This window comes from Subdoligranulum variabile (assembly GCF_025152575.1).
Taxonomy (GTDB): Bacteria; Bacillota; Clostridia; order Oscillospirales; family Ruminococcaceae; genus Gemmiger; species Gemmiger variabilis.
The window spans coordinates 1598149-1620520 of record NZ_CP102293.1 but is presented as its reverse complement, the minus strand read 5'-3'; the positions used below and the strand labels follow the sequence as shown (position 1 = coordinate 1620520).

Genomic DNA, 22372 nt, shown 5'->3' with positions numbered 1-22372 from the left:
TTAAACGCCCTTTTCTTTTTTCATTTTATCAGCAAAATGTTCTCATTTTTTTTGCAAAGCGACACTGGTCCAGCCGAAGAGGTTCAGATTTTTGGTGTTTTTCAGGGGCAGCAGACCGTCGTTTTTCAAAAGTACAGTGCCTTCCTCTGCAATCTGGTTGGCCACGGCAATGGCCTCCTGGGTGGTTTCGTCACTGACGGTTCCCTCCCCGGAGGAAAGGTCCAGCAACGCGGACATGGGACCCAGGCAGATCAGATTGGCCACTACCGCCAGGGACAGCACCATACTCAGGGCCGCGTAGCCGCGGGCCATCTTCCGTTTCGGTGCCTGCAAAGTATGTACAGCTACCATGACGATGACAGCAGCAGCCCACAGAATCCCCAACGCGATCAGATACGGGGCACAGGTCTGTAAAACACCGATCACATCTTCCCATTGAATGGCAATCACGTTTTTTCCTCCTTTTTTGCAGAACCTTTCGCATACCATACACGCCGGCGATTTGTTGACATGCACAAAAGTTCTTGACATATTGTCTATAATTAATATAAGATGGTAGTAAGAAAATTTCAATCTACAGTTTCGCGGAATATCGTCGTTTCTTGACAGATTTTTCTTTTTGTCAAGGAGTTTGGAAAGGAGGCCCCATTATGGATGAGCAGAACAAACCGATTCGCAAAACAGATCGCCGTACCCTGTATACCCGTCAGGTAATCAAGGACGCGTTACTGGAAGCTATGCACAAAAAGCCCTTTGAACGCATCACGGTGACCGAGATCTGCCGCCTGGCAGAGATCACCCGTGCCACCTACTATCTTCACTATCAGTCCCTGACCGATGTACTGGATGATGCGCTGGATGACGCACTGCACATTGCAGAAAGCGAAACCGCGGCCGGGGCAGAAAATCTTCTGGCCTTGAGCCACCGTCTGGCCAGCATTCCGGCCGATCATCTGCAGGAAAGTGACAGCCTGATGCCTGTGTGCCAGCGGGCCGCTTCCCTGCCCAAATACAAGGTACTGTTTCTGGATGAAACGATTTCCGGGTATGTGGTCAATCGTATTTACCAATCTCAAAAGCAGCGCTTTATCCACAGCTTTTCCCAGCAGTTTCACCTCAGCGAGAAGGAATCCCAACTGCTGGCCTTATTCATCATCAACGGCAGCTTCAGCGTGAACAAGGCTCTGCACTGGCAGAAGGATGACACCTGGTACCAGATTCAGGCTTTACTGCTTCGTTTTATTTCTTCCGGCTATGACGGCATTCTGCCTGCCGATGCCACTGCTCCATAATCCTGCCGGTGTTGGCTCAATGACCGTGTTCCATCAAGTCCTCCACAACAGGGTCCTGACAATGTACACCTTTGGCCTTGAGTTGCTGAATCTTGCCATGGAACTGGGGCAGGTATTTTTCATGGGCCACCAGAAGTTCATCCAACACCCGCTGGGTTTCCGCATTATTCTCCACCAGAGGATTCAGCACAAAGGCTTCCAGCGCCAGACCGTAGTCGCCGGTCAGGGCCGCCTGGATGGTGCATTCCTCCATTGCCTTCATCATCTGCAGCCAGCCCTTTTCGGCAGAAGGCATAGGGCCCCAGGCCAGCGGCTGTGCTCCCGTGGCAGAAATGAGGCTGGACACCTCCACGATGGAGTCGTCGTCCAAGCAGGAGATGGCACCGTTATTCCGTGTACTCACCACCATATGCGTCCTGCTGTTGCTGTAAATAGCCCGGATACACTCACAGGCCGCGTCGCTGTAATAGGCGCCACCCCGTTTGCTGAGCTGGACCGGTTTTTCGTGCAGCTGGGGATTCTTGTACAGCTCGAACAGTTCCTTTTCGGTCTGCTTCACCTGCTCAGCCCGTGTGCCGCCTTGCCGGAACTCTTCCAGAGCATGGTCCAACATGGCCTGCTTCTGGTAGTAGTAGCGATGATAGCCGCAGGGCAACAGATTCATGCTGTGCAACAGTTCCAGCGGGAAAGGCGCCTGATAGATGTTGACCGGCGTACCGCCTCCCGCCTCGTTAATGTGGTCGATGAGCTCGGGCGTCAGATCCTTGCCATCCCGGTCATACACCTTGTGCCAGTGGAAATGGTTGAGGCCGGCAAACCGATAGGTCAGCTCCGAAAGATCTTTTCCCAGCAGCCTGGGTTCCGCCATCATGGAGATGGTAGGTACGTTGCACAGGCCGATGCACCTTTCCCACCCGAAATGCTTGATGGCAGCCTCGGTCACCATACCGCTTGGGTTGGTGAAGTTGATGAGCCAGGCGTTGGGGCAGAGCTCTTTCATATCCTCGATAATCTGACCAATGACAGGGATGGTGCGGAACGCCTTGAAGATGCCCCCCGCGCCGTTGGTCTCCTGCCCCAGCATACCGTGAAGCAGCGGAATGCGCTCGTCCTTTATGCGGGCATCCAGCAGTCCTACCCGGAACTGGGTGGTAACAAAGTCCGCATCTTTCAATGCCTCGCGCCGGTCCAGAGTCAGGTGAACTTTCACATCGTAGGGAGACGCATCCCACATCCGCTGGGCCAATGCTCCCACGATCTCCAACTTTTCCTTCCCATCCTCGATGTCAACCAGCCAGATTTCCCGGATGGGGAGGTCCTGGTAGCGCTTGATAAATCCTTCCATCAACTCCGGTGTATAGCTGCTGCCACCGCCGATGGTCACGATTTTGACAGGTCCTTTCATAACGATGCCTCCTGTTGGGGTCTGTTTCTCACAAAATTCAGAAAATGCTGCCTCATCACATCCCGGGCTGTGATGTCTGCGCTTTCATTGGTTTCAGTATAGAGCCATGCATTTTTGCCAGCAATCACGATCCGCAAACCAGAGAGTTTTTTCCAAAAAAAGTGCCAGAGGCGGCATTGCCTCTGGCACTTTTTGAAACTTTTCAGGGTTCCGGCTCCCGATCATCCATAAAATCAATGGACTGCGTCAGGTAATCAATATTTTGTTGCCGTTCTATGTTGTAGATGCACCCGAACAGCACATCCATCATGTACTGCATAGCAATATGGGAAGAAAACTGAGAGATGCGATCCCGCAGATTTTCCTGGCCGCTGATACTCAGCGCGTGGGTAACATATTCCGGGAATCGGTTGCTGCCCGCTTTGCCGATGAGAATGACCGGGATCTTTTTTCGATGCAGCACCGGCAGAATTGGCCGGATAAAGCTGGCCCGCCCGGAATAGGAAAGAATCAGCGCCACCCGGTCCGGCGCGGCAGCCAGTACAGTGGCCCGCTGGTTATATTCCCCCTTGGGGCAGTTCACCAACCGACCGATAGCCAGCATTTTATCCTGAAAATTTTCCGCCACATTCATGTTGTGAGCATGGGTGTAAATATCAATTCCACGGGCACGGTTCATCAACCGCGCCGCCTGCTGAACCTGCACGAAATCCATGCACTTGTAGGTATCCCGAATGGCGGTTTCATACAGTTTGGCCAACTTCTGGGCCACCGGCTGGGGTCCATCATTTTCCTCGAAAGGATAATTCACATCGATCCATTCACTGTTGGCACGGGGTTCAGCCAGCTCTTTGGCTGCCGCCACTTTTACTTCGTTGAAACCGCCAAAGCCCAGCTTTTTGCAGAAACGATGAATGGCGGATTTGGAAATGTGGGTCCGCTCGGACAATTCCAGAATGGACAGTTCCGGGATCGTATCCAGATGGCGTATGAGATAGCTTCCCAGTTCACTTTCCGTCGGCGTAAGATGCTCAGTCATCCGAATGGTATTCTCCAGCGTCATCGTTTGCCCCCTTCCCCGCATTGGCGCTTTCATGGGCTCCGCTCATGGCCCCATTCAAATTGTGTTCCCATTCAAAAAAATCACCTGCAGCGTGATTCCGGTACTCTGTGGGAAGCATCTGCGCCACATCCTTGAAGGCTTTCGAGAATTTTCCCTGGGTCCTGTATCCCACACGCTCCGCAATTTCCTGGATGGACATGCGGGTTTCTCTCAACAGTTTCATGGCGTACTCCACACGGTACCCTTTCATATACGACCCAATAGGCTGGCCATAGACCGCCTTGAACACCTCCTTCAGGGTAGAGGTGTTGATCAGATACTTCCGGGCAAGATCCTCAATGGTAAGGCGCTGTTCCAAATGCGTGGTCAGCTCCCGATGGATTTCTTTGATCATTTCTGTCTGTTGGGATTCATATGGCGGGAGCATCTCCTTCTGGGGCCGCACACGGGAAAGATAGAGCAGCAGTTCCTGCATTTTCAGGTACAGATAAGCCTTTCGCTGAACAGAAGGTGCCGAATATATCGGTGAAAAGATCTCTTCCAGCCTCTGGCTGGCCGGAATGGCAACGGGCTTTTCCGCGCAGAAAGTCTGATGCAGGGCCTGAACATCCACCCCGGAATCCCGCAAAATAGGCGGGAAAGTTTCCTGCAGGACTGCCAGATCCATCGAAACGGACAGGCCCTCTGCATATCCCAAGGGAAACATCATGCAGGAATCCGCACAACAGCAGGCGCTGTGAACACTCAGGTCTCCCGCGCCCAAATATACCGATATGCCACCCCGCATATTCCAGCCTACCCGGCCACGGCGGCAATAAAACAGCTCCAGAATGGTGTCGGAAGCCTCATGGCATACCGTTACCTCTGTGCCGATCAGCCTGCTGTACGACGCCTCCACCCCAGGCAGAGGTTGATATACATCCAATTTCCCCTTTCCCTTTGTTCTGGCTGAAAACTGGCCGGTCAGAAGGACTTCTTCCTGACCGGGAAGAGTATGCCGAATTGTCGTCATGCTGCCATAGGGAACATCTTGAAGTTGCTGTTCCAAGTTTTCCCGTTCTTCTTGCCTCATGTTCCGCCCTCCTCACGTTTTTTCTTGGGAGGGGCAGGCGATTTTTACCAGTTCCTCAATCATCTGATGAAGCAGTCTGACCTGTTCCGTGTCCGCAGCCGTATAATATACCTCTTTGCCCTCCCTGCGATTGACAATCAGACCGGCTGACCGCAGCTGCTTCAGATGATGGGATACAGCCGGGCTGCTCATCCCAACCATAGACGACAGATTGACCACACACTCCTCACAATGGCACAGCACCCAAAAGATTCGCAGTCGGCTGCCATCGCCCAGCTGCTTGAAAATCTCCGCAATCGTTTGGAAATTTTCCACGCTGGGCATATTCTGCAACTTCCGCTCCATCATCTGCCCATGATCGTGAGGCAAATCCATCTTTCCCATCGAATCACCTTCCTGTTGGGCTTATCATATCACAAACAGGAACGGATGGGAACTCACTTCTGTTCCGGGCCTGCATCGTGCGTATAATCCAAAATTTGAACCTTGTCGCCGACTGCATTCTGTACAAGATCTTTCATCCGTTTGGCAAAAGGACAAGGATAGCCAATGGGGGTTCCTTTTTGGATGCACGAAGCAAACGCGATTGTATCTGCTCCCTGACTAACCAGAGAGTTTGCCCGCAGTACGACTTTCTTTCCAGGACATCCGCCACAGTTGATAAATCCTACCAACTCAATGTCATCCACTCCTGCAAAGGCTCCTTTTCTCTCCCGGATGGTTTTAAAGTCCCTGCTTCCGGGGCAGTAATCCTCTGTTTGCATACAACGAATAATTCCCAACTTCATATGTTTTTCTCCTTTGTCGTATAGCTTGTTTTTGTTTCTTAATTCTGGCTTGCCACGTCTGTCCTCCAACGCTATCGTTGGAATATCCTGTTCAACCTGTTTTCATTTTCAGCATAGATCTTGCTGTTCTATCCTTTCGCACGCTGATCGGAGAGCAGGCAGCAGCTCATCCAGCCGTCCATCCAATCCAAAGGACTTCTCTTTGATATTGTCCGCAATATAGATCTCACCCAGATTGATGGTCACATAATTCGCGTTTGGCTCGCGAGCCACCAGGCGCATCATTGGGGCCTTAATGAGCTGATTGCGCCAACCAATCCCCAGCTCCAAAACCACCAGCTTTTTCCCGTGATAGGTTTTCAGAAAGTTTTGAAATTGTGCCTGGGCAGCGGTATCCGGAATCATTCTCTGACCTGCCCCCATGTGGATGTCCATGGGACCGCCGCACTTGGGACACCGCGGCACCAACTCTGTAGGGACACGGCCCCCCTGCTCGGCAGCTGATATTTTTTGGGCCACTTCCAGACTTGGATAACGGGTATCGTGGCAAGGGCGGGCACATTGCATCGTGAGCCAGTTTCCCTCAATCTCATAGATTTTCGACGGATCGAAGCCACACAGTTCAAAGTGGCCTTCTCCGTTTGATGTGATGACAAAGTAGTCTTTCTCCCCCACAATGGCCTTCAAATCCTTCATCACCGGCGTAGGCTGGTACTGCCCGCAGTAATGATGGATCAACCGGGCCCAGAAGGCCCACTTTTCCTCTTCCGATGGCCAATGGGCTGCCATCCCCTGCAGCAGACACCCCAGGCCGTATTTCCGTTTGAAGTCCCCAAACAATTTATCAAATGCCGCATTGTCCGCAAACAAGTGCAGTCCTTCGGTGATGGACAGCCCGTTGCTGGCACCGATCAGAATGGCATCTGCTTCACGGATTTTTTCCGCGATGGGTTTGAGATCATGCATTGCTGTATTCTCCTTTCTGTATCTGTCGAAGGGCTGCCAGCGTTTCCGCCAGATCCCCCTGAATATACAGCCCCCGATCTTTCAGATGTTCTGGCACATCAGACTCTTTTTGGTTCATGCAGGCGTAAAAAACCATTTCATTTCTGGCCGTCAGTTGCCAGAAGGGCAGCTTGATGATGCTGGGCGTCATCTCCCCTACCCCCACTTCCAAAAGAAGGAGCCGTTTCCCCGGCTGCTCCAACAGCCAGTGCCGCAAAAAATCATGGTAGCGGGTCAGATTCTGCCGCCACACGCTGCCTTCCAGAAAGGTATCATCCCGCACCCAAGGCACAAGGACCCGGCCGCAATCCGGGCACCGGGGTACCGCATTTTCCGGCAACCGTACGCCCTGCAGGCGACAGGTCAGTCTTTCCACCAGATCCCGGTTTTCCCACAGCTTGTCCTGACAGGGCTGACTGCACTGACAATACCCAAAATCGCCCTGAAAGGCACATATCTTCTCTTGGGGAAACACCCGGAAAAACTGACCATCCGCATTGGTAGTCAAAACAAAAACCGGCTTGTTGCCTATGATTTCTTTCAGGTCAAGATAGGGCCGCCCCGTGGGAGCCTCCCACATGGCGCGAATGTACTGGCTGTAATAGCCCCATTGCTCTCCGTAACTGGAAAAGCAATGATAAAAGCCGGCAAAGGGAGAAGTGAATCCGTAATACTTCCGGAACTTTTCCAATGGGCCGGACAGTGCCGGGGACCAGTGGTAGTGGTCGTATCCGGCTGCGCTCGATAAGCCTGAACCGCCGCCAATGACGACGGCATCCGCCCGGGCGATTTGCTGGGCCAACCATTCCAATTTACTTTTCCGCTGTAGATCCATTCTTTCCTTCTTCCTTTTCCACGACCGTCACGGCATCTCGCAGCACCGCAGCGATGTCCTCTTGGATAGCCCATCCTTTCTGAGATAATTCTTGGGGCAGCAGGGCGTCTTTGGGATTGATGGTAATGTAATACGCCTGTGGGAGGGAATAAGTCAGATTCCAGAAGGGCTCTTGAATAAACATGGGCGTCATACGCCCCACCCCCAGTTCCAGGAAAAGGATTTTCCGTTCCTGATTGGCTGTCAGAAATTCCTGAATTTTTCGGTATTCGTCCCGATACTTTTCCCCTTCCAGGAACGTATACCCCCGTACCCAGGGTTCCATTTCTGCTCCGCATCGGGGACAACGGGGAATCAGTTCCGCCGGGATACACAGGTTTTCATCAATCGCCCGGTTCATTTCATACACCATTTCTTTATTCCAGTAAATTGCGTCATGGCATCGGCGGCTGCATTGATAATACCGGGAATCGCCCTGAATTGCGCTCAACTTTTCTTCCGGAACCACCCGGGTAAACTGGAAATCCTGATTCGTTGTCATGATATGAAAATTTTTCCCACTGAGCAGACGCATCAGATCATAATAAGGCTTTCCCGTGGGGCACTCGTATTCCATATAGCCCATACGGGCCAGAAATGCCCAGTGGGCTTCCGGAGATGGATAGTTGTAATAAAATCCGTTGAATGCACCCACAAATCCATATTTTCGGTGAAAATCTCCCAGATAACGCTCAAACATGGCGTCGTTGTGATAAAAGAAGTCAAATCCGCAGGACGCAGACATACCGGCCGCAGCTCCCACCAAAATAGCCTCTGCTCCATTGATTTTGTCCAGCAGGACCTCCACATTTTGACGATGGACGGAAGTATCCATAGGGCTTTTCCGATTCAGCAGCATAGTTGACAAAGCCTCCACGAGTTGTTATTATAAAAATTACATGTTGCAATTCTATCATGTTATTTTATAAATTACAAGTAGGCGGCCGAGTTTTTTGAGGTGATACCATGAAATATTCCACAAAACTGAGTGACGCACTCCACATTCTAGCTTTTCTGAGCATGGGTGCCAGCCAGCGGATCACAAGTGCAAAAATTGCCGAAAGCGTGAAAACCAACCCAGCCTACATCCGGCAGCTGATGTCCGCCCTAAAAAAAGCCGGACTCCTTACCAACACCCAAGGGCAAGCCAACGCTGAGCTGACCCGAAATCCCTGCGAGATCACCGTGCTCGATGTATACCGGGCCATCGAGGGCACCAAGCCGCTTCTTCATTGGGATATTGATACGAACCCGGATTGCGGCGTAGGCATCTATGTACAGCTGAGCATTGCCGATATGTACCAGGAAATTCAGCAGGCGGCCGAGCAGAAGATGCAGGTCATCACCTTGCAGGACATCCTGGACCTGTACCATAAAAAGCTGGAAGCCCTGCCCCCGGAACAATAAACGGACGTTATTTCTTAAGGAGATGTTGTATACGAAACCTCATAAAAGAATCGGACTTGTTGTGGAAGGCGGCGGCATGAAATGCGCCTACAACGCCGGTATTCTGGACGCTTTTCTGGATGAAAAGATCCAATTTGGCTATTGTATTGGCGTATCCGGCGGTTCCGGCAATCTGGCATCCTATCTGGCCGGGCAAAGGGGCCGAAATCTGCGTTTCTTCACTGACCATATCCATTCTCCCGATTATTTCGGACTGAAAAGCCTGTTAAAAACCGGCGATCTGTTTGGGCTGAAATATATCTATGGAGACCTGACCCGTGCCGAAGGGAAAGACCCGTTGGATTTCCCTGCCCTCAGAAACAATCCGGCCCAATACGAGATCGTTGTCACAAATGCTCTTACAGGTGAACCGGAATACCATGGCATGGAAATGATGAAACAGGATGATTATCGGTTGATCATGGCTTCCAGTGCTATACCGGTAGCCTGTCACCCGGTAGAACTGAATGGAGTTCCCTATTTTGACGGAGGCCTGACCGATGCCATTCCCGTTCGCCGCGCACTGGCTCAGGGATGCGAAAAGCTGGTCGTCATCCTCTCTAAAAATCGGGACTTTGTGCTGAAACCTCAAGGAATGCGCGGGCTGTACCGACAGGTATGCCGCCGCTATCCTCACATTGTGGATGCCATTGATCGACGGCACACGGTGTACAACCAAACCATGCGCCAGGTGTTTTCTCTTGAGCAGAGGGGGGTGGCGTTTGTCTTTGCCCCCAGCGAGCCGCTCCATGTGGGTACTTACTCTATGAAGGAAAAGGCCGAGCGGGAACTGTATGACCTTGGCCTGCGAGATTTCGCTGCGCAGAAAGAAGCGCTGGAAGCTTTTCTCTCCCATTGATGCGACTGAATCGGCCGCCGATGACAAAAAGCACCGGAGTGGTTACCAATGCGGCAACCACTCCGGTGTTTTACAGCTTCGTCCTGAAACGCTCGCTTGCCGGGACTCAGGGAATATACTTCATCCCCCACTGGGAGATGGCGTAGAAAACAGGCAGCAGATCCCGGCCTTTTTCCGTCAAAGAGTACTCCACTCTGGGCGGAATCTCATTGTACTGTTCCCGATGTACCAATCCGTCCCCTTCCAGCTCTTTGAGCGCATTGGTCAGCATGGTATTGGTAATGGGGGTCAGCATCTTTTTCAGTTCCCCAAATCGCATGGGAGACTGAATACACAGTTCATAAATAATTTGAAGTTTCCATTTTCCCTGGAGCATCTGGATCACCGGTGTGACGGGGCAGTTCCCATTTTCCGTTAAAATGACACTGCTCACCCGGCGCTGAAAATCCTCATAAGTCATGGTCTGATTCATAAAATCGCCTTTCCTCTATTGGTATGTTTTTTCGTACCAGGTACAAATTTTCTGCGTACTTGAACCTTATTTTATTCTTAGTATAATAATTATATCGGCTTCGCGCGGGCCTGTCAATTTGATATACTTTTGGAAGCGAGGTTCTATATTATGAAAGAATTGAACATCATGGAAGCCACCGTTCTTACCTCTCCCAATCCGCTCACCTTGATTTGCTCCCTGAACGAGGACGGCACGACCAATCTTGCCCCCATCTGCTTTGTATCTTATCTGTCTTTTAACCCGCCTATGGTCGGTTTCGCCGCTGGAAAGCAATCTCACACCGGCAAACGGGTACGTGAAACCGGCAAAGTGATTGTGACCGTTCCGGGCAAGGACCTGTCCCAAGCGATAATGGCCTGTGGCAGTTCCACGGGCGCCTCCTGCCACAAAGTGGAGGAAAATCATATTGAAATGACATCCGTTGAAGGCAGCGATATCCAGATTCCTACGGACACCCGTCTGGCCATGGTTGCGACCTTGCAGCAGTCTGTGGAAGTGGGCGACCATATCCTTCACATCTGCCAAGTGGATAAATTCCTCGGGGATGACAGCAAAGAAGGGCTCTATGCCTGGAACGGCTTTGGAAAAGTTGCTCCGGCCAAAGAGGACTGATAGTAAAAATTGTGGTGGTGGAAATTCCCATGTCTGTGTGTATCAAGTCCCAAATTCAGAACATGAATCTGGTCATCGGCTGTACCATCGGATGCAGCTACTGTTATGCCAGAAACAATGTGCGACGGTTCCATATGATCGAAGATTTTGAGAAACCGGAGTTTTTTCCCGGTAAGCTGCGGCTCATGGACAGACCCCGCCCGCAAATTTTTCTGCTCACCGGCATGAGCGATTTTTCCGGTTGGAAGCCGGAATGGCGGGCTCAGGTATTTGCCAAAATGGCGCAGAACCCACAGCACCAGTATCTGTTCCTGACCAAACGGCCAGAGGAGATCTGTTTTTCCACCCCGCTGGACAATGCCTGGTTCGGGGTAACTGTCACTTCCCGGAAAGAGAAACACCGGATCGACGATCTGCGGCAGAATATCCGCGGCGGACATTACCATGTCACCTTCGAGCCCATGTTTGACGACATCGGAACGGTGGACCTTTCGGGCATTGAGTGGATCGTCATCGGAACAGAAACCGGACATCGCAAGGGAAAATCCGTATCCAGGCCCGAATGGGTACGAAGCCTGACCGAACAGGCCCACACCCTGGGCATTCCGGTTTTTATGAAAGAAGATTTGCTCCCCATTATGGGGGAAGCACAGATGATCCAGGAATTGCCCCCGGCGTTCCGCAAGGTTCTGGAGGAACAGGAAAAATGGCAGAAATGACCCAAAACGGCATCCTGATCCGGGATGTCCAGACGAAAAATATCATGACCAAGTCCAGCCTGCCGGTGGGTGGATACTCGGTGAATCCCTATGTTGGCTGCACCCATGGCTGCAAGTACTGCTATGCCTCCTTCATGAAGCGCTTTACCGGCCACACCGAACCATGGGGCACTTTTCTGGATGTGAAACACTGGCCGGAGATCAAAAATTCCCGGAAATACCGGGGACAACGGGTGGTCATCGGCTCGGTGACCGACGGCTATCTGCCGCAGGAGGAGCAGTTCCAAAACACCCGCAAATTGCTGGAACAGCTGCGGGGCAGCGAGGCGGAGATCCTCATCTGCACCAAATCCGATCTGGTGGTGCGAGATCTCGACCTGCTGAAACAGCTGGGCAAGGTCACAGTGTCCTGGTCCATCAACACCCTGGACGAGGCCTTCCACCAGGATATGGACAAGGCCGTCAGCATCGAGCGGCGTCTGGCTGCCATGAAAACCGTCTACGAGGCGGGCATCCGCACCGTCTGCTTTATCTCTCCCGTGTTCCCCGGCATTACGGATTTTACGGCGATTTTTCACCGGGTTAAAAATCAGTGCGACCTGGTGTGGCTGGAAAACCTCAACCTGCGGGGCGGGTTCAAACAGGATATTCTGGACTATATTCAGGAAAAGCACCCCGATCTGGTTCCCCTGTATCGGGCCATTTATCAAAAAGGAGACCGGAGCTATTTTCAGCAGCTGGAAAAACAGGCCTCTCAGCTGGCAGCTGAAAATGAATGTCCCTTTGTGGACAACGAATTGCCTTACGGCCGGGCTGTCCCGGGCCATCCTGTGATCGTGGACTACTTTTATCACGAGGAGGTCCGGGGTTCAGAAAATACCGGAACACGAAAGAAAGCCTGAGCAAAAGGTCATTTCTCCTGCACCTCTCCCATCCTCCTATCTTCCAAAGTCTTGTGCGGACACCTTCCGCACAAGACTTTTTTCTGTAAGCGGTGCTTGTTTGCCCAAAAAGAAAAATCCTTAATCCAAACGGAAGGAACTTTCCTTTCTCCCTTGACTGCAGGATGCTGCGGGGGTATGATGAGTTCACAGTTAAACAGTTGCTTAACTGTTCATAAATAAAAACCACAAGAAGGAGTTTTCAAGATGAAAAAGAGCTATAAGATCGAAGTGGACTGCGCCAACTGTGCTAATCTAATGGAAGAGGCTGCTCGCAAAACCGCCGGTGTGCAGGCGGCCACCGTCAACTTCATGACCCAGAAGATGATCGTGGAATTCGAGGAAGGGCAGGCGCCCGCCGGGGTCATGCAGAATGTGGTCAAAGCCTGCAAAAAGGTAGAACCCGACTGCGAGATTTACCTGTAAGGGCATCGCACAGAGAACCGACAAAACATAGAGGAAAGGAAGAGGAACCATGCAGGAACTGATTGTGAATATTCTGCTGGTGGTTGTGGCATTGCTGGCAGCGGTGCTGCAGGGGATCGGCAGCAAGCCGGACAGCGGTATGACCAAAAAGCAGAAGGTCATGCTCTGGCGGATTCTGGGTGCCACGGTATTGCTGTTGGCACTCCAGTCGTTGGGAGCTCCCGCCTTTGAGGCACTGGGCGCCGCAGGCCGTTGGGTGCGGCTGGCGTTTTATCTGGTGGACTACTGGATCATCGGCCACGACATTCTGCGCAAAGCCTACAAGGGCATCCGCAACGGTCAGGTCTTTGACGAAAACTTTCTGATGGCCGTGGCAACGCTGGGCGCGCTGGCTCTGGCCATTTATGAAAACGGCGATTATCTGGAATCCATCGCCGTCATGCTGTTCTATCAGGTGGGCGAATGGTTTCAGAGCTACGCCGTGGGCAAGAGCCGCCGCAACATCAGCGACCTGATGGACATCCGCCCCGACTACGCCAATATCGAACGGGACGGCAAACTGGAGAAGGTGGACCCGGATGAGGTGCCCATCGGCTCTGTCATTGTGGTCCAGCCCGGCGAAAAGGTGCCCATCGACGGCGACGTGGTGGAGGGCAGCTCCACTCTGAATACGGCAGCTCTCACCGGTGAGTCCCTGCCCCGGGAGGTGGGTACCGGCGATGCCATCATCAGCGGCTGCATCAATATGACCGGCGTGCTGAAGATCCGGACCACCAAGGAGTTCGGCGAATCCACCGTTTCCAAGATTCTCGACCTGGTGGAAAACGCCTCCTCCCGCAAGTCCAAGTCGGAGGATTTCATCTCCCGTTTTGCCCGAATCTATACCCCGGCTGTCTGCTATGCGGCCCTGGCGCTGGCCATTCTGCCGCCGCTGGTGCTCTGGTTCGGTCTGGGCCAGACCCCTGCCTGGGAGATCTGGGGCTACCGGGCCCTGACCTTCCTGGTGGCCAGCTGCCCCTGCGCGCTGGTCATCAGCATCCCCCTGAGCTTCTTTGCCGGCATCGGCGGTGCCAGCAAGGCCGGTGTGTTGGTCAAGGGTTCCAACTATCTGGAAACCCTGTCCCAGACCCGCATTGTGGTATTTGACAAGACCGGCACCCTGACCCAGGGCGTCTTTGAGGTCAACGGCATCCACCACAGCGCCATAGAGAATGCCAAGCTGGTGGAGTACGCAGCGCTGGCCGAATCGGCTTCCAGCCATCCCATCAGCAAGAGTCTGCAGAAAGCCTACGGCAAGGAGATCGACCGCAGCCGGGTGTCCGATATTCAGGAGATCAGCGGCAACGGCGTGGTGGCCAAGGTGGACGGCCACACGGTGGCGGCCGGCAACGACAAGCTGATGAAGCGGCTGGGCGTTGACTACATCAACTGCCACAGCGTGGGCACCATCATCCACATGGCCATTGACGGCCAGTACGCCGGGCACATTGTCATCTCCGATGTGGTAAAGCCCACCTCCAAAGCGGCCATTCAGGCTTTGAAGAACGCCGGTGTGCGCAAGACGGTCATGCTCACCGGCGACGCCAAGCGAGTGGCCGATCAGGTAGCGTCCGAACTGGGCGTGGACCAGGTGTACAGTCAGCTGCTCCCCGCCGACAAGGTGGAGCAGGTGGAAAAACTGCTGGCCGGCAAACACGGCAAAGAAAAGTTGGCCTTTGTGGGCGACGGCATCAACGATGCGCCGGTGCTGGGCCGGGCGGACATCGGCATTGCCATGGGCGCCATGGGCTCGGATGCCGCCATCGAGGCCGCCGATGTGGTGCTGATGGACGACGATCCCCTGAAAATTTCCAAAGCCATCAAGATTTCCCGCAAATGTCTGGGCATCGTCTACCAGAACATTGTGGTGGCCATCGGCGTCAAGCTGCTCTGCCTGGTGCTGATCGCGCTGGGTTTTGCCAACATGTGGCTGGCCGTCTTTGCCGATGTGGGCGTGATGATTCTGGCTGTTCTGAATGCCATCCGGGCCTTGTTCGTCAAGAATCTGTGAGCGAGCTGCTCCTCCGATCAACCAGGCGTCGGTTACGGAAACATGGGTAAAGAAGCTTTAGGCACCGGATGTGATTCCTGTTCCATTTTGACGTATCTCCCAGTGAAGGTGACTACCGGTAGCCCTTCCCATATGCCCCACATAAGCAATCACCTGACCGGCATCTACCTGCTGCCCTGCAGTGACACAGATGCTGGAACAATGAGCATAGAGGGTGGTGAGTCCGCCGCTGTGGTCGATTTTGACATAGTACCCGTAGCTACCTCCCCAACTATCTGTGGCGTTGGCAATGGTCACGGTACCAGCTGCAGCAGCCAGAATTGGTGTACCCTCCGGGACAGCGATGTCGGTACCGCTATGGTAGCTGATCTCACCAGTAATGGGGTCTGTGCGGTAGCCTTGCGGCGAGGTGATCGTTCCCGCCACCGGCAGTGGCCATTGGAGGGCTCCGTCCGCGAAAACAGTATCCATACCGGGAGTCATGAGTTCCCCACTTCCCTGCACAAAACCGCCCAACAGTTCTCCCCAAAGGGGTGCGGTATCCTCACTGGAAAGCAGCGTCAGGTATTCGTTCTGCCGGTCTGTAAAGTGATAGGTCTCCCGCATTTCTTCCGGTGTATGGTGGGTCAGTTCAATGATCAGAACGGTTTCGGTGATGGTTGTGTTTTCTGCCTCGCCTTCCTCATTTGTTTGTTCCATCACCTGGGTTTGGCTTTCGGTGCGCCAGTCCAGTTCGTTCATATCCCAAAGGACGGTGCGCAGCCGATCCACGTTACGATACAGGCCCCACCACCCAACATGACCAGAGGCATCGCATGAAGGTCGAAGCCCGCTTCCATGACTGCGGAGAACAAACGCTCGGTATACAGCCGGCCCTGTTTGTTCACGATGCTGCGTACCTCATCCGCCAGGCTGCAGGGCTGGCCCGCCAGCATCTGTTCGATCTGGGCATCGGTGAGCGAAAGTCCGGTTTCCTGACGGACCCGCTCCCGGATTTCATCGATGCAGCGGATCATCCCCAGTTCCAGGCTATGAGCCGTTTCCGCTACCGGCAGGGCATTGTCGATCCGCATCAGATCCACCGTCCAACCGCCGATGTCCATGAGCAGCAGCGACGGTTCATCAGTCAGCAGATCCGGCTCAGCCATCAGGGCCGCAAAGCCCTGGGGAAACAGTTGCACATCCGCGATGGTGATGCTATATTCCACGCCTTCGTAGCAGAACTGGACCGGCTGGGAAGGCCGAAGCAGATAGCTGCGAAACTTCGGCTTGTCCCGGCCATAGCTGGTCAGCGGCAGCCCCGCCGCGATTCGAACCGTGCACTCGGTGGGCGCGCCCCGGCTGCGGATTTCTTGCGCCAATGCAGCCATCGTCAGCAGGTAGTAGTTGTCGTTGATGGTTTTGTCCCGCTGGATCGGCTGCCGTCCGGTTCCGCAAACAAAAAAACACCCGCCGAACTCAAGGAGTCCTTGGCGGGTGTAAGGTTCGTGTCTGCCGTAGGCTGTAAGACCGGCTGGGAAAGAACAATGCCGCGTCTTGATGGCATAATAGCCGTGATCGATGCCAATGTTCATGGGTTTTGCCTCACTTTCGTTTTTCGTTGAGATTTGCGGATCTATGTAAACGGCTGGTAGATAACTTTTCTTCCCAGCCGGTAAATTTATACTAGGGGGAGAGGTGTGGAGAGGGGGAAAAGCAAAAAGCCGCTCAGTTCCGGCACTACCAGAAACTGAGCGGCTAAAAATGGGCGCACTTGTCCCGTGAAATTTACCCTATTATCTTTTCAAAAAATTATTGATCTTCACTTTGCGTGTCTATTTTCTCTGGATCTTCCTCATACTTCTCAGTAATCGCAATATCTGTCTTAAATAGCAGCCACATCGTTACGCTTATCAATGGCTTTTGCATTAGCATTTTCCTTTCATCGGGTGTATTTTTTTCCTTCAAGCATTCTTGTAACGCTGCCAAAATTCCCTGGCGAAATATTTCTCCATAATTGGTAACATCATCCTTAAGGTCAAGCGTATCTAAAAAATCAAACCATGATGTCATACACTTTTCTCGGTATTCATCATCTTGAATTTCATCAAATCTGTCTGCAATGAACCCCAAATTTTGCCCTGATAGAATGTATTGAAACTTATATTTTGCCATTAGACACATTGCTGTCAAAATTCGATGCAATGGCAAATCGATTTGACACAAAAAATCAACAAGCCCGATGCATTGAAAGCCTAATATATCTTCTCTTGACATAACAATAATCGTTGGCTCAAACGCTACCAGAGTTACATCTTGATGATGTGCGATTGATATCGCATCGTAATCGCAAATTCCTAGAACTTCCTGCAGTTGAATTTCGCTCGCACCAGGAGCGTCAAAAGATTGCTTATTCTGAATGGGTTCCAATTTTTTACATTCATTTTTACGCTTTAGGGCTTCTTGAATGAGATACCTCCTAACTGAGCCATCTTCTTCACATAGGACCGGTTGTTCTCCCTCAAATCCCAACGACGCTACAATACTTCGTGATTTATCTTGTAACGTCTTGGTATATTCGTCCTCCAATGTCTGAATTGCCGATTGCGGTATATATACAGTTTGATTAACAAAATCATCTGCTCCAATTCCCGCTAGAACTAAAAACATCTCTGCCGAAAAGCTCAAAATATATTGAGTATTGTTAGTTTCCTTCATTGGAAAGCATGCAAACGACCTCACAATCACATCAGATGCTCGCATAATCGTACAAACAAAATCCCCGTAAGTTATATTTTTTGACTGATCAAGCACAAACAATGGGACCGGCTTTTGTTTCAGCTGCCTATATTCGTCAAGTAATTTGTCTTCCTTCGGTATATATTTTTTTACTTCACCAAAAAAAGCGTCTAAGTCCAACTTCCCATTTTCTGATTCTGGCAGCGATATTTTATAAATGACACTTTGCTTTTCACCATTTGCCAGTGCCTGCGAAAACAGGAAAGAATCTACAGGTTTTACACTTTTAACCGTATAGTTTTTCCCTTTGAATGTTACCTCTTCACCAATTTCTTGAAAGCACAATCCATTTTCTGCTGCCTCTTCGACAGTCATATGAAACGCATTCGCCCAACGATATGGCTTTACAGCCTGTAACTGATGTGGGACAACATCATCTGAATATATGCAAAATTCATACTCGTTATCTGTTCCCTCCTCTCGCAAGACTACGCAAGAATCCGCTTCTATTCGCTTTTGACACTGGAGTACCTTTTCGCCGCAAAACTGTGAATGCATCTTAAAATATGTAAAATAGGCATTACCCTCTGTGTCTTTTGCGCGCAGCAATGCTTTTGTAGCCGCCTGCATTGTTTGAGTTTTTTGGTTTTTTTCTGCATAATACTCCGCCAATAAACACCACAATCGCGATGTGTCAATTTTTTTCGCAAATTCTATAATTTGCGCATCAATTGGCCTTTTGTTTAGAAGGGAAAGGTAAAGGATATTTCCAATGACAAATTCAGATGACTGATATCCTGTCGCAATTTCTTTAAATTGCTCAAGTGCTTCTATCTGTTTGCCGCGTACAAGCATTATTCTAGCACACAACATTTTACACGAATCATCATCAACATCTTTTCCCCATTTATTATAAAGTTGCTCTGTCTCAGAAAGGTAACCCTGGTTTAAAAGGTAATGCCCAAATTTTATGACTGCATAAAAAGTGCCCTCTATTTTACCCGCATCCAGTTGATCCCATAAATTCTTAAAGTCAATTTCGCCACCGAGATGATAGTATAAGTTCCAGTAATCAATCAATTTTCCAAAAATTGTTGCATGCTCTTCGAGCAAAGTTCTTAATCCTTCAACTTGTTGCATTCTCATCCGTGCCAAAATATATTCCTCAAAGAGGAAATAGTTATCTGCGAAGAATCTCCCATTTTGCTCATAAAACGCTATTACAAATTCATCATCCTTTTTCGAGCAGTAAAATACTAATTCGGAAGGGTCTGCATGACTAATACAAAATCCCAATAACTCATGTTCATTTACTGTTCCGTCAAGAATCTGGGCAAAAAAACGGGACCTTTGTATATCCGCATTCATTTGAATTTGGCTTGGAACAACAGACCAATAGTTAAGGATCGTATCTTTATCTAAAGTCGCTCTACAAATTTGGAATAAGACTTTCCAATATAATTCTTTTAGCTGTGTCCCTAAAAATTTGACATCTTCCTGATGAGATAGCAATAGGCTCTTCTCGTACTCCAAGTCGTCAATTTTCTGTTGCAGCATGTGTAATCGAACTTTTTCCTGCCCCAATAAAAGTAGATCGTAAATAGTAATTGGCTCTTCCAGATCTTTTTCACTAACGTTTACCGGTGATCTGTCCTTTACTTCATTTAAATACCAAAAGAGAGATCTCCCGCCTAACCACTTCTCATTCGGATGACTTTTAGCAACTAACAAAGATAATTTTTTACTTTGCCCTTTTTCATCAGTATGTTCTAAAAGAATCTTTTCCCATCTTTTGTTGTATAAATCGTTGGAAATCTCTTTAAGTTCCAAATTATCAGTTTGTTCAGAAATTTTAACTACACTTTCTAACCATAAGAAACCATAAGCGATTATAAATCTAATAGTTTTCTCACGGATATCTTTATTTTGAATTAGCATAACATGTTCCGCCACATTGTCTGCATGAACATTATCCTTTGACACTAGATCAATCAATTCCGCCAATGCAACCTTAACTGAATCGCTTTTTCCTTCAAGTAATGGTAGCAATTCTCGAATTTCAAGAAATTTTCCTTTACAAAAAAATTCGTATAGAATGTCGAAAATTTTCTTTTCTTGGGCATCAGACAGTGAATATTGTCCTTGCAAAATATTATAGATGTCAGCAAGCCTACCGGATGCTTGTCCCACGCTATCACCAACATCTTTAAGCTGCGCTTGTATCGCTCGTTCACCGAAAGTACTACCATTTCTAATCTTTTTATATACTGTCTCTATCACAATCTCAAAGAACTTCTTAATCAAGTCCTTTTCCGGCGTAGGAATACTTTTTCCTTTTTCTCCAATTCTTACAGCACATTCTGATGGTAGTTTCTCTGCTAATTCGTGAACGCCACAAGGTTCAGATTCAGGTATACAAAACGCAGAGAAAATTTTCTCGATTGGTTTATCATATCTGAGATATTCACTAAACGCTTGAGATGTAAGTATCGTTCCATCGTTTTCGTTGATTAAAGTAGCAACCTTATTGTCGACTTCTTCTTTTAAATCCTTTAGCAACTTTTGTTTGCCAATTGCATTTAATCCTTCTTGTAATTGGTTTTCAATAATACTTAGGATAATATCACTAATTCCCGCTGCACACGCCTCGATCATAAGTACCCCTCCGCTGTGATCTGATAGAAATCGAATATATTTTTCTCATTATATCATATATTCTGACCAAAAGCGTTACTATTGCAGAACCTCTTCTCCAATTTAGTAATTCAATAATCAAAGCTCTCTGTTGTAATTATGTAAATTCCATATAATTAAAGCGTAGATATTTCTATGCTAATAGAGTATGATAGTTAATACATATATTTTCTCTACCTCATCTTCATTCAATAAAATTAAAGGAAAGAAAAGATGGATAAATTACTAGAACTTCTCGGTCGATATAAATGTCATTTAAGAAGAGATGATCAAAGTACCGCGGACTTGCTCGAAGAGAACTTTCAGCAGTATGTAAACGACTTAAGCACTTCGATAAATCCTTCAGATAACCCTCTTGTTGGTTCTAATATGTGTGAAATGATTTATGATAAGTTACCTGAGATTGAACAAAACGCAAAAGATTTAGTTCAAGTGCTAAGGTTTTACTGCAATGGAAATATCCGCGATGCGTCTAATTTGGCCTTTCTTGTTTTCTCTAAAATGAAGCCTCAATTAATGCAACGTTATTCTGGTGCGCCTATCACAGAGACCTACTTTCGAATTCGTAAGATTGGTGATATACCTTTTCCTCTTATACGAAAAGAGCTTTTTCATATACCAAAAAGTAAAAACCACCTAATCGGAGCAGAACGTTACAGTACCGCCGGGTACCCGTGCTTATACTTGGCTTCTCAACCAGAGCTTGCATGGTATGAATGTAATTGTCCTAAAAAATTTGCAATCGCAAAGTTTTTTATTCCGCAGGAACCAAACTACTTTCTGAAATTCATCGACTTTTCAGAGAAACTCGTTACTTTGTCGCATAGCTTTCATACGTGGTTTATCAACGAAACAGAAAAACTTGAAGTTCAGAAATATTTGTTAAAGCACATTTACTCGTATCCTTTAAGAGCTGCTTGCTCAGTTTCAACCAAGTATCCAAATGCACAGTTTCATGAGGAATATATTGTTCCTCAGCTTCTTTTAAATTGGGTACGCAATAATGCCGAATTTGACGGCATAAGATACGAGTCTAGCTCTAATAACGAAAATGTACGCTATGCTGGTGCGCACAACCTTGTGCTGGTAACAAAAACTTTCGACTCGGACGGATACGATGAGAAATTACGTGGATGCATAAAATTGACTTTGCCTAAGGCATATGATATTTCCAATTTCAGTGGAAATGATCCCTATTTATGGCCTCTATGCCCCGAGGAGAATGATTATAATTACATCTAATTACGATTTAAAAGCAAGATGCACTAATTAATGATCAGTTGCTTTCGCGGATGGGCCTATGTCATGGTTATTTTCCATTCGAAGTAATCCTCTTGAGTTATTGCTCCAGCCTCAAAGAGTGACTTTTCGGTGCTCCAGGCTGTAAGGAAATTTTGGACTGCTTCATCGTGTATTACAATGGCTACGCAGCCTTTTTGTGTCTGTTTGTAAGGTCTTGGACAGTTTTCTTTGTTTCGAAAAGACAATTCAATAAGGGTGGTATCGTCCTGATCTAACCAAAGCAGATTGTGGATCAATGCCTGCAACGTTTCCTCCGCTTCCAAGGAAAGCATTTCCTCCGGTACGTTCAAAGCATGAGCTATTTTATTGAGTTGGTCACGTTTGGGTGTTCGATACCCCATTTCATATTGGGCTATACGATTTGCCCCGTTCTTTCCCAATCCAATCTTCTCTCCTAACTCACGTTGCGTCATGTGCCGGTGTTGACGAATTTGGCGAATCTTTACCCCGATTTTCATGACGTGATGATCCCCCTTTCGTCGGTTAATGCGACTTGCAATATTCTCTCCGTCTGCTATTATAATATTAGTCTCAGTTCGTTGGCTGGTTTGCTTTCTCGAACCTACCATTTTGCTGTTTTCTCAGCAGTTTT

Annotated in this window: 23 protein-coding genes; 9 read left to right on the top strand and 14 right to left on the bottom strand. The window is 49.3% G+C overall.

All coding sequences use genetic code 11. The features are described from left to right. Window positions 1-42 precede the first annotated feature (42 nt). Window positions 43-450, bottom strand: coding sequence for a hypothetical protein (locus NQ490_RS07735; RefSeq protein ID WP_040918417.1), 408 nt, complete (start codon window positions 448-450; stop codon window positions 43-45). A 200-nt stretch (window positions 451-650) separates the two neighbouring features. Between NQ490_RS07735 and NQ490_RS07730 the strand changes: the two genes are divergently transcribed. Further along, a complete protein-coding gene (locus NQ490_RS07730; RefSeq protein ID WP_007048040.1) occupies window positions 651-1292 on the top strand; it encodes a TetR/AcrR family transcriptional regulator in 642 nt (213 codons plus the stop codon). Between the two features lie 16 nt (window positions 1293-1308). Here NQ490_RS07730 and NQ490_RS07725 read toward each other — a convergent pair whose 3' ends face one another. The 8 genes from NQ490_RS07725 to NQ490_RS07690 all read right to left on the bottom strand — a co-directional run bounded on the left by NQ490_RS07725 (window position 1309) and on the right by NQ490_RS07690 (window position 8358). Further along, a complete protein-coding gene (locus tag NQ490_RS07725) occupies window positions 1309-2697 on the bottom strand; it encodes a 6-phospho-beta-glucosidase (RefSeq protein ID WP_007048041.1) in 1389 nt (462 codons plus the stop codon). Window positions 2698-2899: 202 nt separating this feature from the next. Continuing rightward, window positions 2900-3760 (bottom strand): MurR/RpiR family transcriptional regulator, encoded by an 861-nt coding sequence (locus NQ490_RS07720; protein WP_040918418.1) that lies wholly within the window; start codon window positions 3758-3760, stop codon window positions 2900-2902. Next, window positions 3729-4832: a helix-turn-helix domain-containing protein gene (locus NQ490_RS07715; RefSeq protein WP_007048044.1), complete on the bottom strand. Its 1104-nt coding sequence runs from the start codon at window positions 4830-4832 to the stop codon at window positions 3729-3731. The genes NQ490_RS07720 and NQ490_RS07715 overlap by 32 nt, the downstream gene beginning before the upstream one ends. A gap of 12 nt (window positions 4833-4844) precedes the next feature. Further along, complete coding sequence (locus NQ490_RS07710; RefSeq protein WP_007048045.1) at window positions 4845-5216, bottom strand: ArsR/SmtB family transcription factor; 372 nt, start codon at window positions 5214-5216, stop codon at window positions 4845-4847. 53 nt (window positions 5217-5269) lie between these two features. Next, entirely contained in the window at window positions 5270-5620 is a 351-nt protein-coding gene (locus NQ490_RS07705; RefSeq protein ID WP_007048046.1) for a CGGC domain-containing protein, read from the bottom strand. Between the two features lie 108 nt (window positions 5621-5728). Then, window positions 5729-6586 (bottom strand): SIR2 family NAD-dependent protein deacylase, encoded by an 858-nt coding sequence (locus NQ490_RS07700; protein ID WP_007048047.1) that lies wholly within the window; start codon window positions 6584-6586, stop codon window positions 5729-5731. Continuing rightward, window positions 6579-7460 (bottom strand): SIR2 family NAD-dependent protein deacylase, encoded by an 882-nt coding sequence (locus NQ490_RS07695; RefSeq protein WP_007048048.1) that lies wholly within the window; start codon window positions 7458-7460, stop codon window positions 6579-6581. The genes NQ490_RS07700 and NQ490_RS07695 overlap by 8 nt, the downstream gene beginning before the upstream one ends. Next, window positions 7438-8358 carry an SIR2 family NAD-dependent protein deacylase gene (locus NQ490_RS07690; RefSeq protein WP_007048049.1) on the bottom strand — a complete coding sequence of 307 codons (921 nt, stop codon included), beginning with the start codon at window positions 8356-8358 and terminating at the stop codon, window positions 7438-7440. Before NQ490_RS07690 ends, NQ490_RS07695 begins: the two co-directional genes overlap by 23 nt. Before the next feature lie 107 nt (window positions 8359-8465). Between NQ490_RS07690 and NQ490_RS07685 the strand changes: the two genes are divergently transcribed. After that, on the top strand, window positions 8466-8906 hold the full coding sequence (locus NQ490_RS07685; protein ID WP_007048050.1) for an Rrf2 family transcriptional regulator: 441 nt from the start codon (window positions 8466-8468) through the stop codon (window positions 8904-8906). 76 nt (window positions 8907-8982) lie between these two features. After that, on the top strand, window positions 8983-9804 hold the full coding sequence (locus tag NQ490_RS07680; RefSeq protein WP_242655013.1) for a patatin-like phospholipase family protein: 822 nt from the start codon (window positions 8983-8985) through the stop codon (window positions 9802-9804). Window positions 9805-9910: 106 nt separating this feature from the next. On the opposite strand, the gene NQ490_RS07675 is transcribed toward NQ490_RS07680, so the two are convergent. Further along, window positions 9911-10276 carry a winged helix-turn-helix transcriptional regulator gene (locus tag NQ490_RS07675; RefSeq protein ID WP_007048052.1) on the bottom strand — a complete coding sequence of 122 codons (366 nt, stop codon included), beginning with the start codon at window positions 10274-10276 and terminating at the stop codon, window positions 9911-9913. Between the two features lie 150 nt (window positions 10277-10426). Here NQ490_RS07675 and NQ490_RS07670 point away from each other — a divergent pair, with 150 nt between their 5' ends. The 5 genes from NQ490_RS07670 to NQ490_RS07650 all read left to right on the top strand — a co-directional run bounded on the left by NQ490_RS07670 (window position 10427) and on the right by NQ490_RS07650 (window position 15066). Continuing rightward, the gene (locus tag NQ490_RS07670) at window positions 10427-10930 is read left to right on the top strand and encodes a flavin reductase family protein (protein ID WP_007048053.1); all 504 of its coding nucleotides are present in this window, start codon (window positions 10427-10429) and stop codon (window positions 10928-10930) included. Window positions 10931-10959: 29 nt separating this feature from the next. Next, window positions 10960-11649 (top strand): radical SAM mobile pair protein A, encoded by a 690-nt coding sequence (locus NQ490_RS07665; RefSeq protein ID WP_007048054.1) that lies wholly within the window; start codon window positions 10960-10962, stop codon window positions 11647-11649. After that, entirely contained in the window at window positions 11637-12551 is a 915-nt protein-coding gene (locus NQ490_RS07660; RefSeq protein WP_007048055.1) for a radical SAM mobile pair protein B, read from the top strand. The genes NQ490_RS07665 and NQ490_RS07660 overlap by 13 nt, the downstream gene beginning before the upstream one ends. 246 nt (window positions 12552-12797) lie before the next feature. After that, complete coding sequence (locus NQ490_RS07655; protein WP_007048056.1) at window positions 12798-13016, top strand: cation transporter; 219 nt, start codon at window positions 12798-12800, stop codon at window positions 13014-13016. Between the two features lie 49 nt (window positions 13017-13065). Further along, on the top strand, window positions 13066-15066 hold the full coding sequence (locus tag NQ490_RS07650) for a heavy metal translocating P-type ATPase (protein WP_007048057.1): 2001 nt from the start codon (window positions 13066-13068) through the stop codon (window positions 15064-15066). 57 nt (window positions 15067-15123) lie between these two features. Here NQ490_RS07650 and NQ490_RS07645 read toward each other — a convergent pair whose 3' ends face one another. The 3 genes from NQ490_RS07645 to NQ490_RS07635 all read right to left on the bottom strand — a co-directional run bounded on the left by NQ490_RS07645 (window position 15124) and on the right by NQ490_RS07635 (window position 20439). Further along, window positions 15124-15807 carry a M23 family metallopeptidase gene (locus NQ490_RS07645; RefSeq protein ID WP_007048058.1) on the bottom strand — a complete coding sequence of 228 codons (684 nt, stop codon included), beginning with the start codon at window positions 15805-15807 and terminating at the stop codon, window positions 15124-15126. Then, a complete protein-coding gene (locus NQ490_RS07640; protein WP_007048059.1) occupies window positions 15804-16640 on the bottom strand; it encodes a ParM/StbA family protein in 837 nt (278 codons plus the stop codon). The genes NQ490_RS07645 and NQ490_RS07640 overlap by 4 nt, the downstream gene beginning before the upstream one ends. A 217-nt stretch (window positions 16641-16857) precedes the next feature. Next, on the bottom strand, window positions 16858-20439 hold the full coding sequence (locus tag NQ490_RS07635; RefSeq protein WP_007048060.1) for a hypothetical protein: 3582 nt from the start codon (window positions 20437-20439) through the stop codon (window positions 16858-16860). A 252-nt stretch (window positions 20440-20691) separates the two neighbouring features. Between NQ490_RS07635 and NQ490_RS07630 the strand changes: the two genes are divergently transcribed. Next, complete coding sequence (locus NQ490_RS07630; RefSeq protein WP_084759167.1) at window positions 20692-21720, top strand: RES domain-containing protein; 1029 nt, start codon at window positions 20692-20694, stop codon at window positions 21718-21720. Window positions 21721-21776: 56 nt separating this feature from the next. Here NQ490_RS07630 and NQ490_RS07625 read toward each other — a convergent pair whose 3' ends face one another. Further along, window positions 21777-22238, bottom strand: a complete 462-nt coding sequence (locus NQ490_RS07625; RefSeq protein ID WP_007048062.1) for a helix-turn-helix domain-containing protein — start codon at window positions 22236-22238, stop codon at window positions 21777-21779. Window positions 22239-22372 lie beyond the last annotated feature (134 nt).

Excerpts from the sequence above, each read along its gene's own strand:
- NQ490_RS07640 (WP_007048059.1), bottom strand. The coding sequence starts at position 16,640 with ATGAACATTGGCATCGATCACGGCTATTATGCCATCAAGACGCGGCAT.
- NQ490_RS07730 (WP_007048040.1), top strand. The coding sequence starts at position 651 with ATGGATGAGCAGAACAAACCGATTCGCAAAACAGATCGCCGTACCCTG.
- NQ490_RS07670 (WP_007048053.1), top strand. The coding sequence starts at position 10,427 with ATGAAAGAATTGAACATCATGGAAGCCACCGTTCTTACCTCTCCCAAT.
- NQ490_RS07720 (WP_040918418.1), bottom strand. The coding sequence starts at position 3,760 with ATGACGCTGGAGAATACCATTCGGATGACTGAGCATCTTACGCCGACG.
- NQ490_RS07665 (WP_007048054.1), top strand. The coding sequence starts at position 10,960 with ATGTCTGTGTGTATCAAGTCCCAAATTCAGAACATGAATCTGGTCATC.
- NQ490_RS07660 (WP_007048055.1), top strand. The coding sequence starts at position 11,637 with ATGGCAGAAATGACCCAAAACGGCATCCTGATCCGGGATGTCCAGACG.
- NQ490_RS07715 (WP_007048044.1), bottom strand. The coding sequence starts at position 4,832 with ATGAGGCAAGAAGAACGGGAAAACTTGGAACAGCAACTTCAAGATGTT.
- NQ490_RS07675 (WP_007048052.1), bottom strand. The coding sequence starts at position 10,276 with ATGAATCAGACCATGACTTATGAGGATTTTCAGCGCCGGGTGAGCAGT.
- NQ490_RS07645 (WP_007048058.1), bottom strand. The coding sequence starts at position 15,807 with ATGAACGAACTGGACTGGCGCACCGAAAGCCAAACCCAGGTGATGGAA.
- NQ490_RS07725 (WP_007048041.1), bottom strand. The coding sequence starts at position 2,697 with ATGAAAGGACCTGTCAAAATCGTGACCATCGGCGGTGGCAGCAGCTAT.
- NQ490_RS07680 (WP_242655013.1), top strand. The coding sequence starts at position 8,983 with ATGAAATGCGCCTACAACGCCGGTATTCTGGACGCTTTTCTGGATGAA.
- NQ490_RS07655 (WP_007048056.1), top strand. The coding sequence starts at position 12,798 with ATGAAAAAGAGCTATAAGATCGAAGTGGACTGCGCCAACTGTGCTAAT.
- NQ490_RS07650 (WP_007048057.1), top strand. The coding sequence starts at position 13,066 with ATGCAGGAACTGATTGTGAATATTCTGCTGGTGGTTGTGGCATTGCTG.
- NQ490_RS07625 (WP_007048062.1), bottom strand. The coding sequence starts at position 22,238 with ATGAAAATCGGGGTAAAGATTCGCCAAATTCGTCAACACCGGCACATG.
- NQ490_RS07705 (WP_007048046.1), bottom strand. The coding sequence starts at position 5,620 with ATGAAGTTGGGAATTATTCGTTGTATGCAAACAGAGGATTACTGCCCC.
- NQ490_RS07685 (WP_007048050.1), top strand. The coding sequence starts at position 8,466 with ATGAAATATTCCACAAAACTGAGTGACGCACTCCACATTCTAGCTTTT.
- NQ490_RS07690 (WP_007048049.1), bottom strand. The coding sequence starts at position 8,358 with ATGCTGCTGAATCGGAAAAGCCCTATGGATACTTCCGTCCATCGTCAA.
- NQ490_RS07710 (WP_007048045.1), bottom strand. The coding sequence starts at position 5,216 with ATGGGAAAGATGGATTTGCCTCACGATCATGGGCAGATGATGGAGCGG.
- NQ490_RS07695 (WP_007048048.1), bottom strand. The coding sequence starts at position 7,460 with ATGGATCTACAGCGGAAAAGTAAATTGGAATGGTTGGCCCAGCAAATC.
- NQ490_RS07630 (WP_084759167.1), top strand. The coding sequence starts at position 20,692 with ATGGATAAATTACTAGAACTTCTCGGTCGATATAAATGTCATTTAAGA.
- NQ490_RS07635 (WP_007048060.1), bottom strand. The coding sequence starts at position 20,439 with ATGATCGAGGCGTGTGCAGCGGGAATTAGTGATATTATCCTAAGTATT.
- NQ490_RS07700 (WP_007048047.1), bottom strand. The coding sequence starts at position 6,586 with ATGCATGATCTCAAACCCATCGCGGAAAAAATCCGTGAAGCAGATGCC.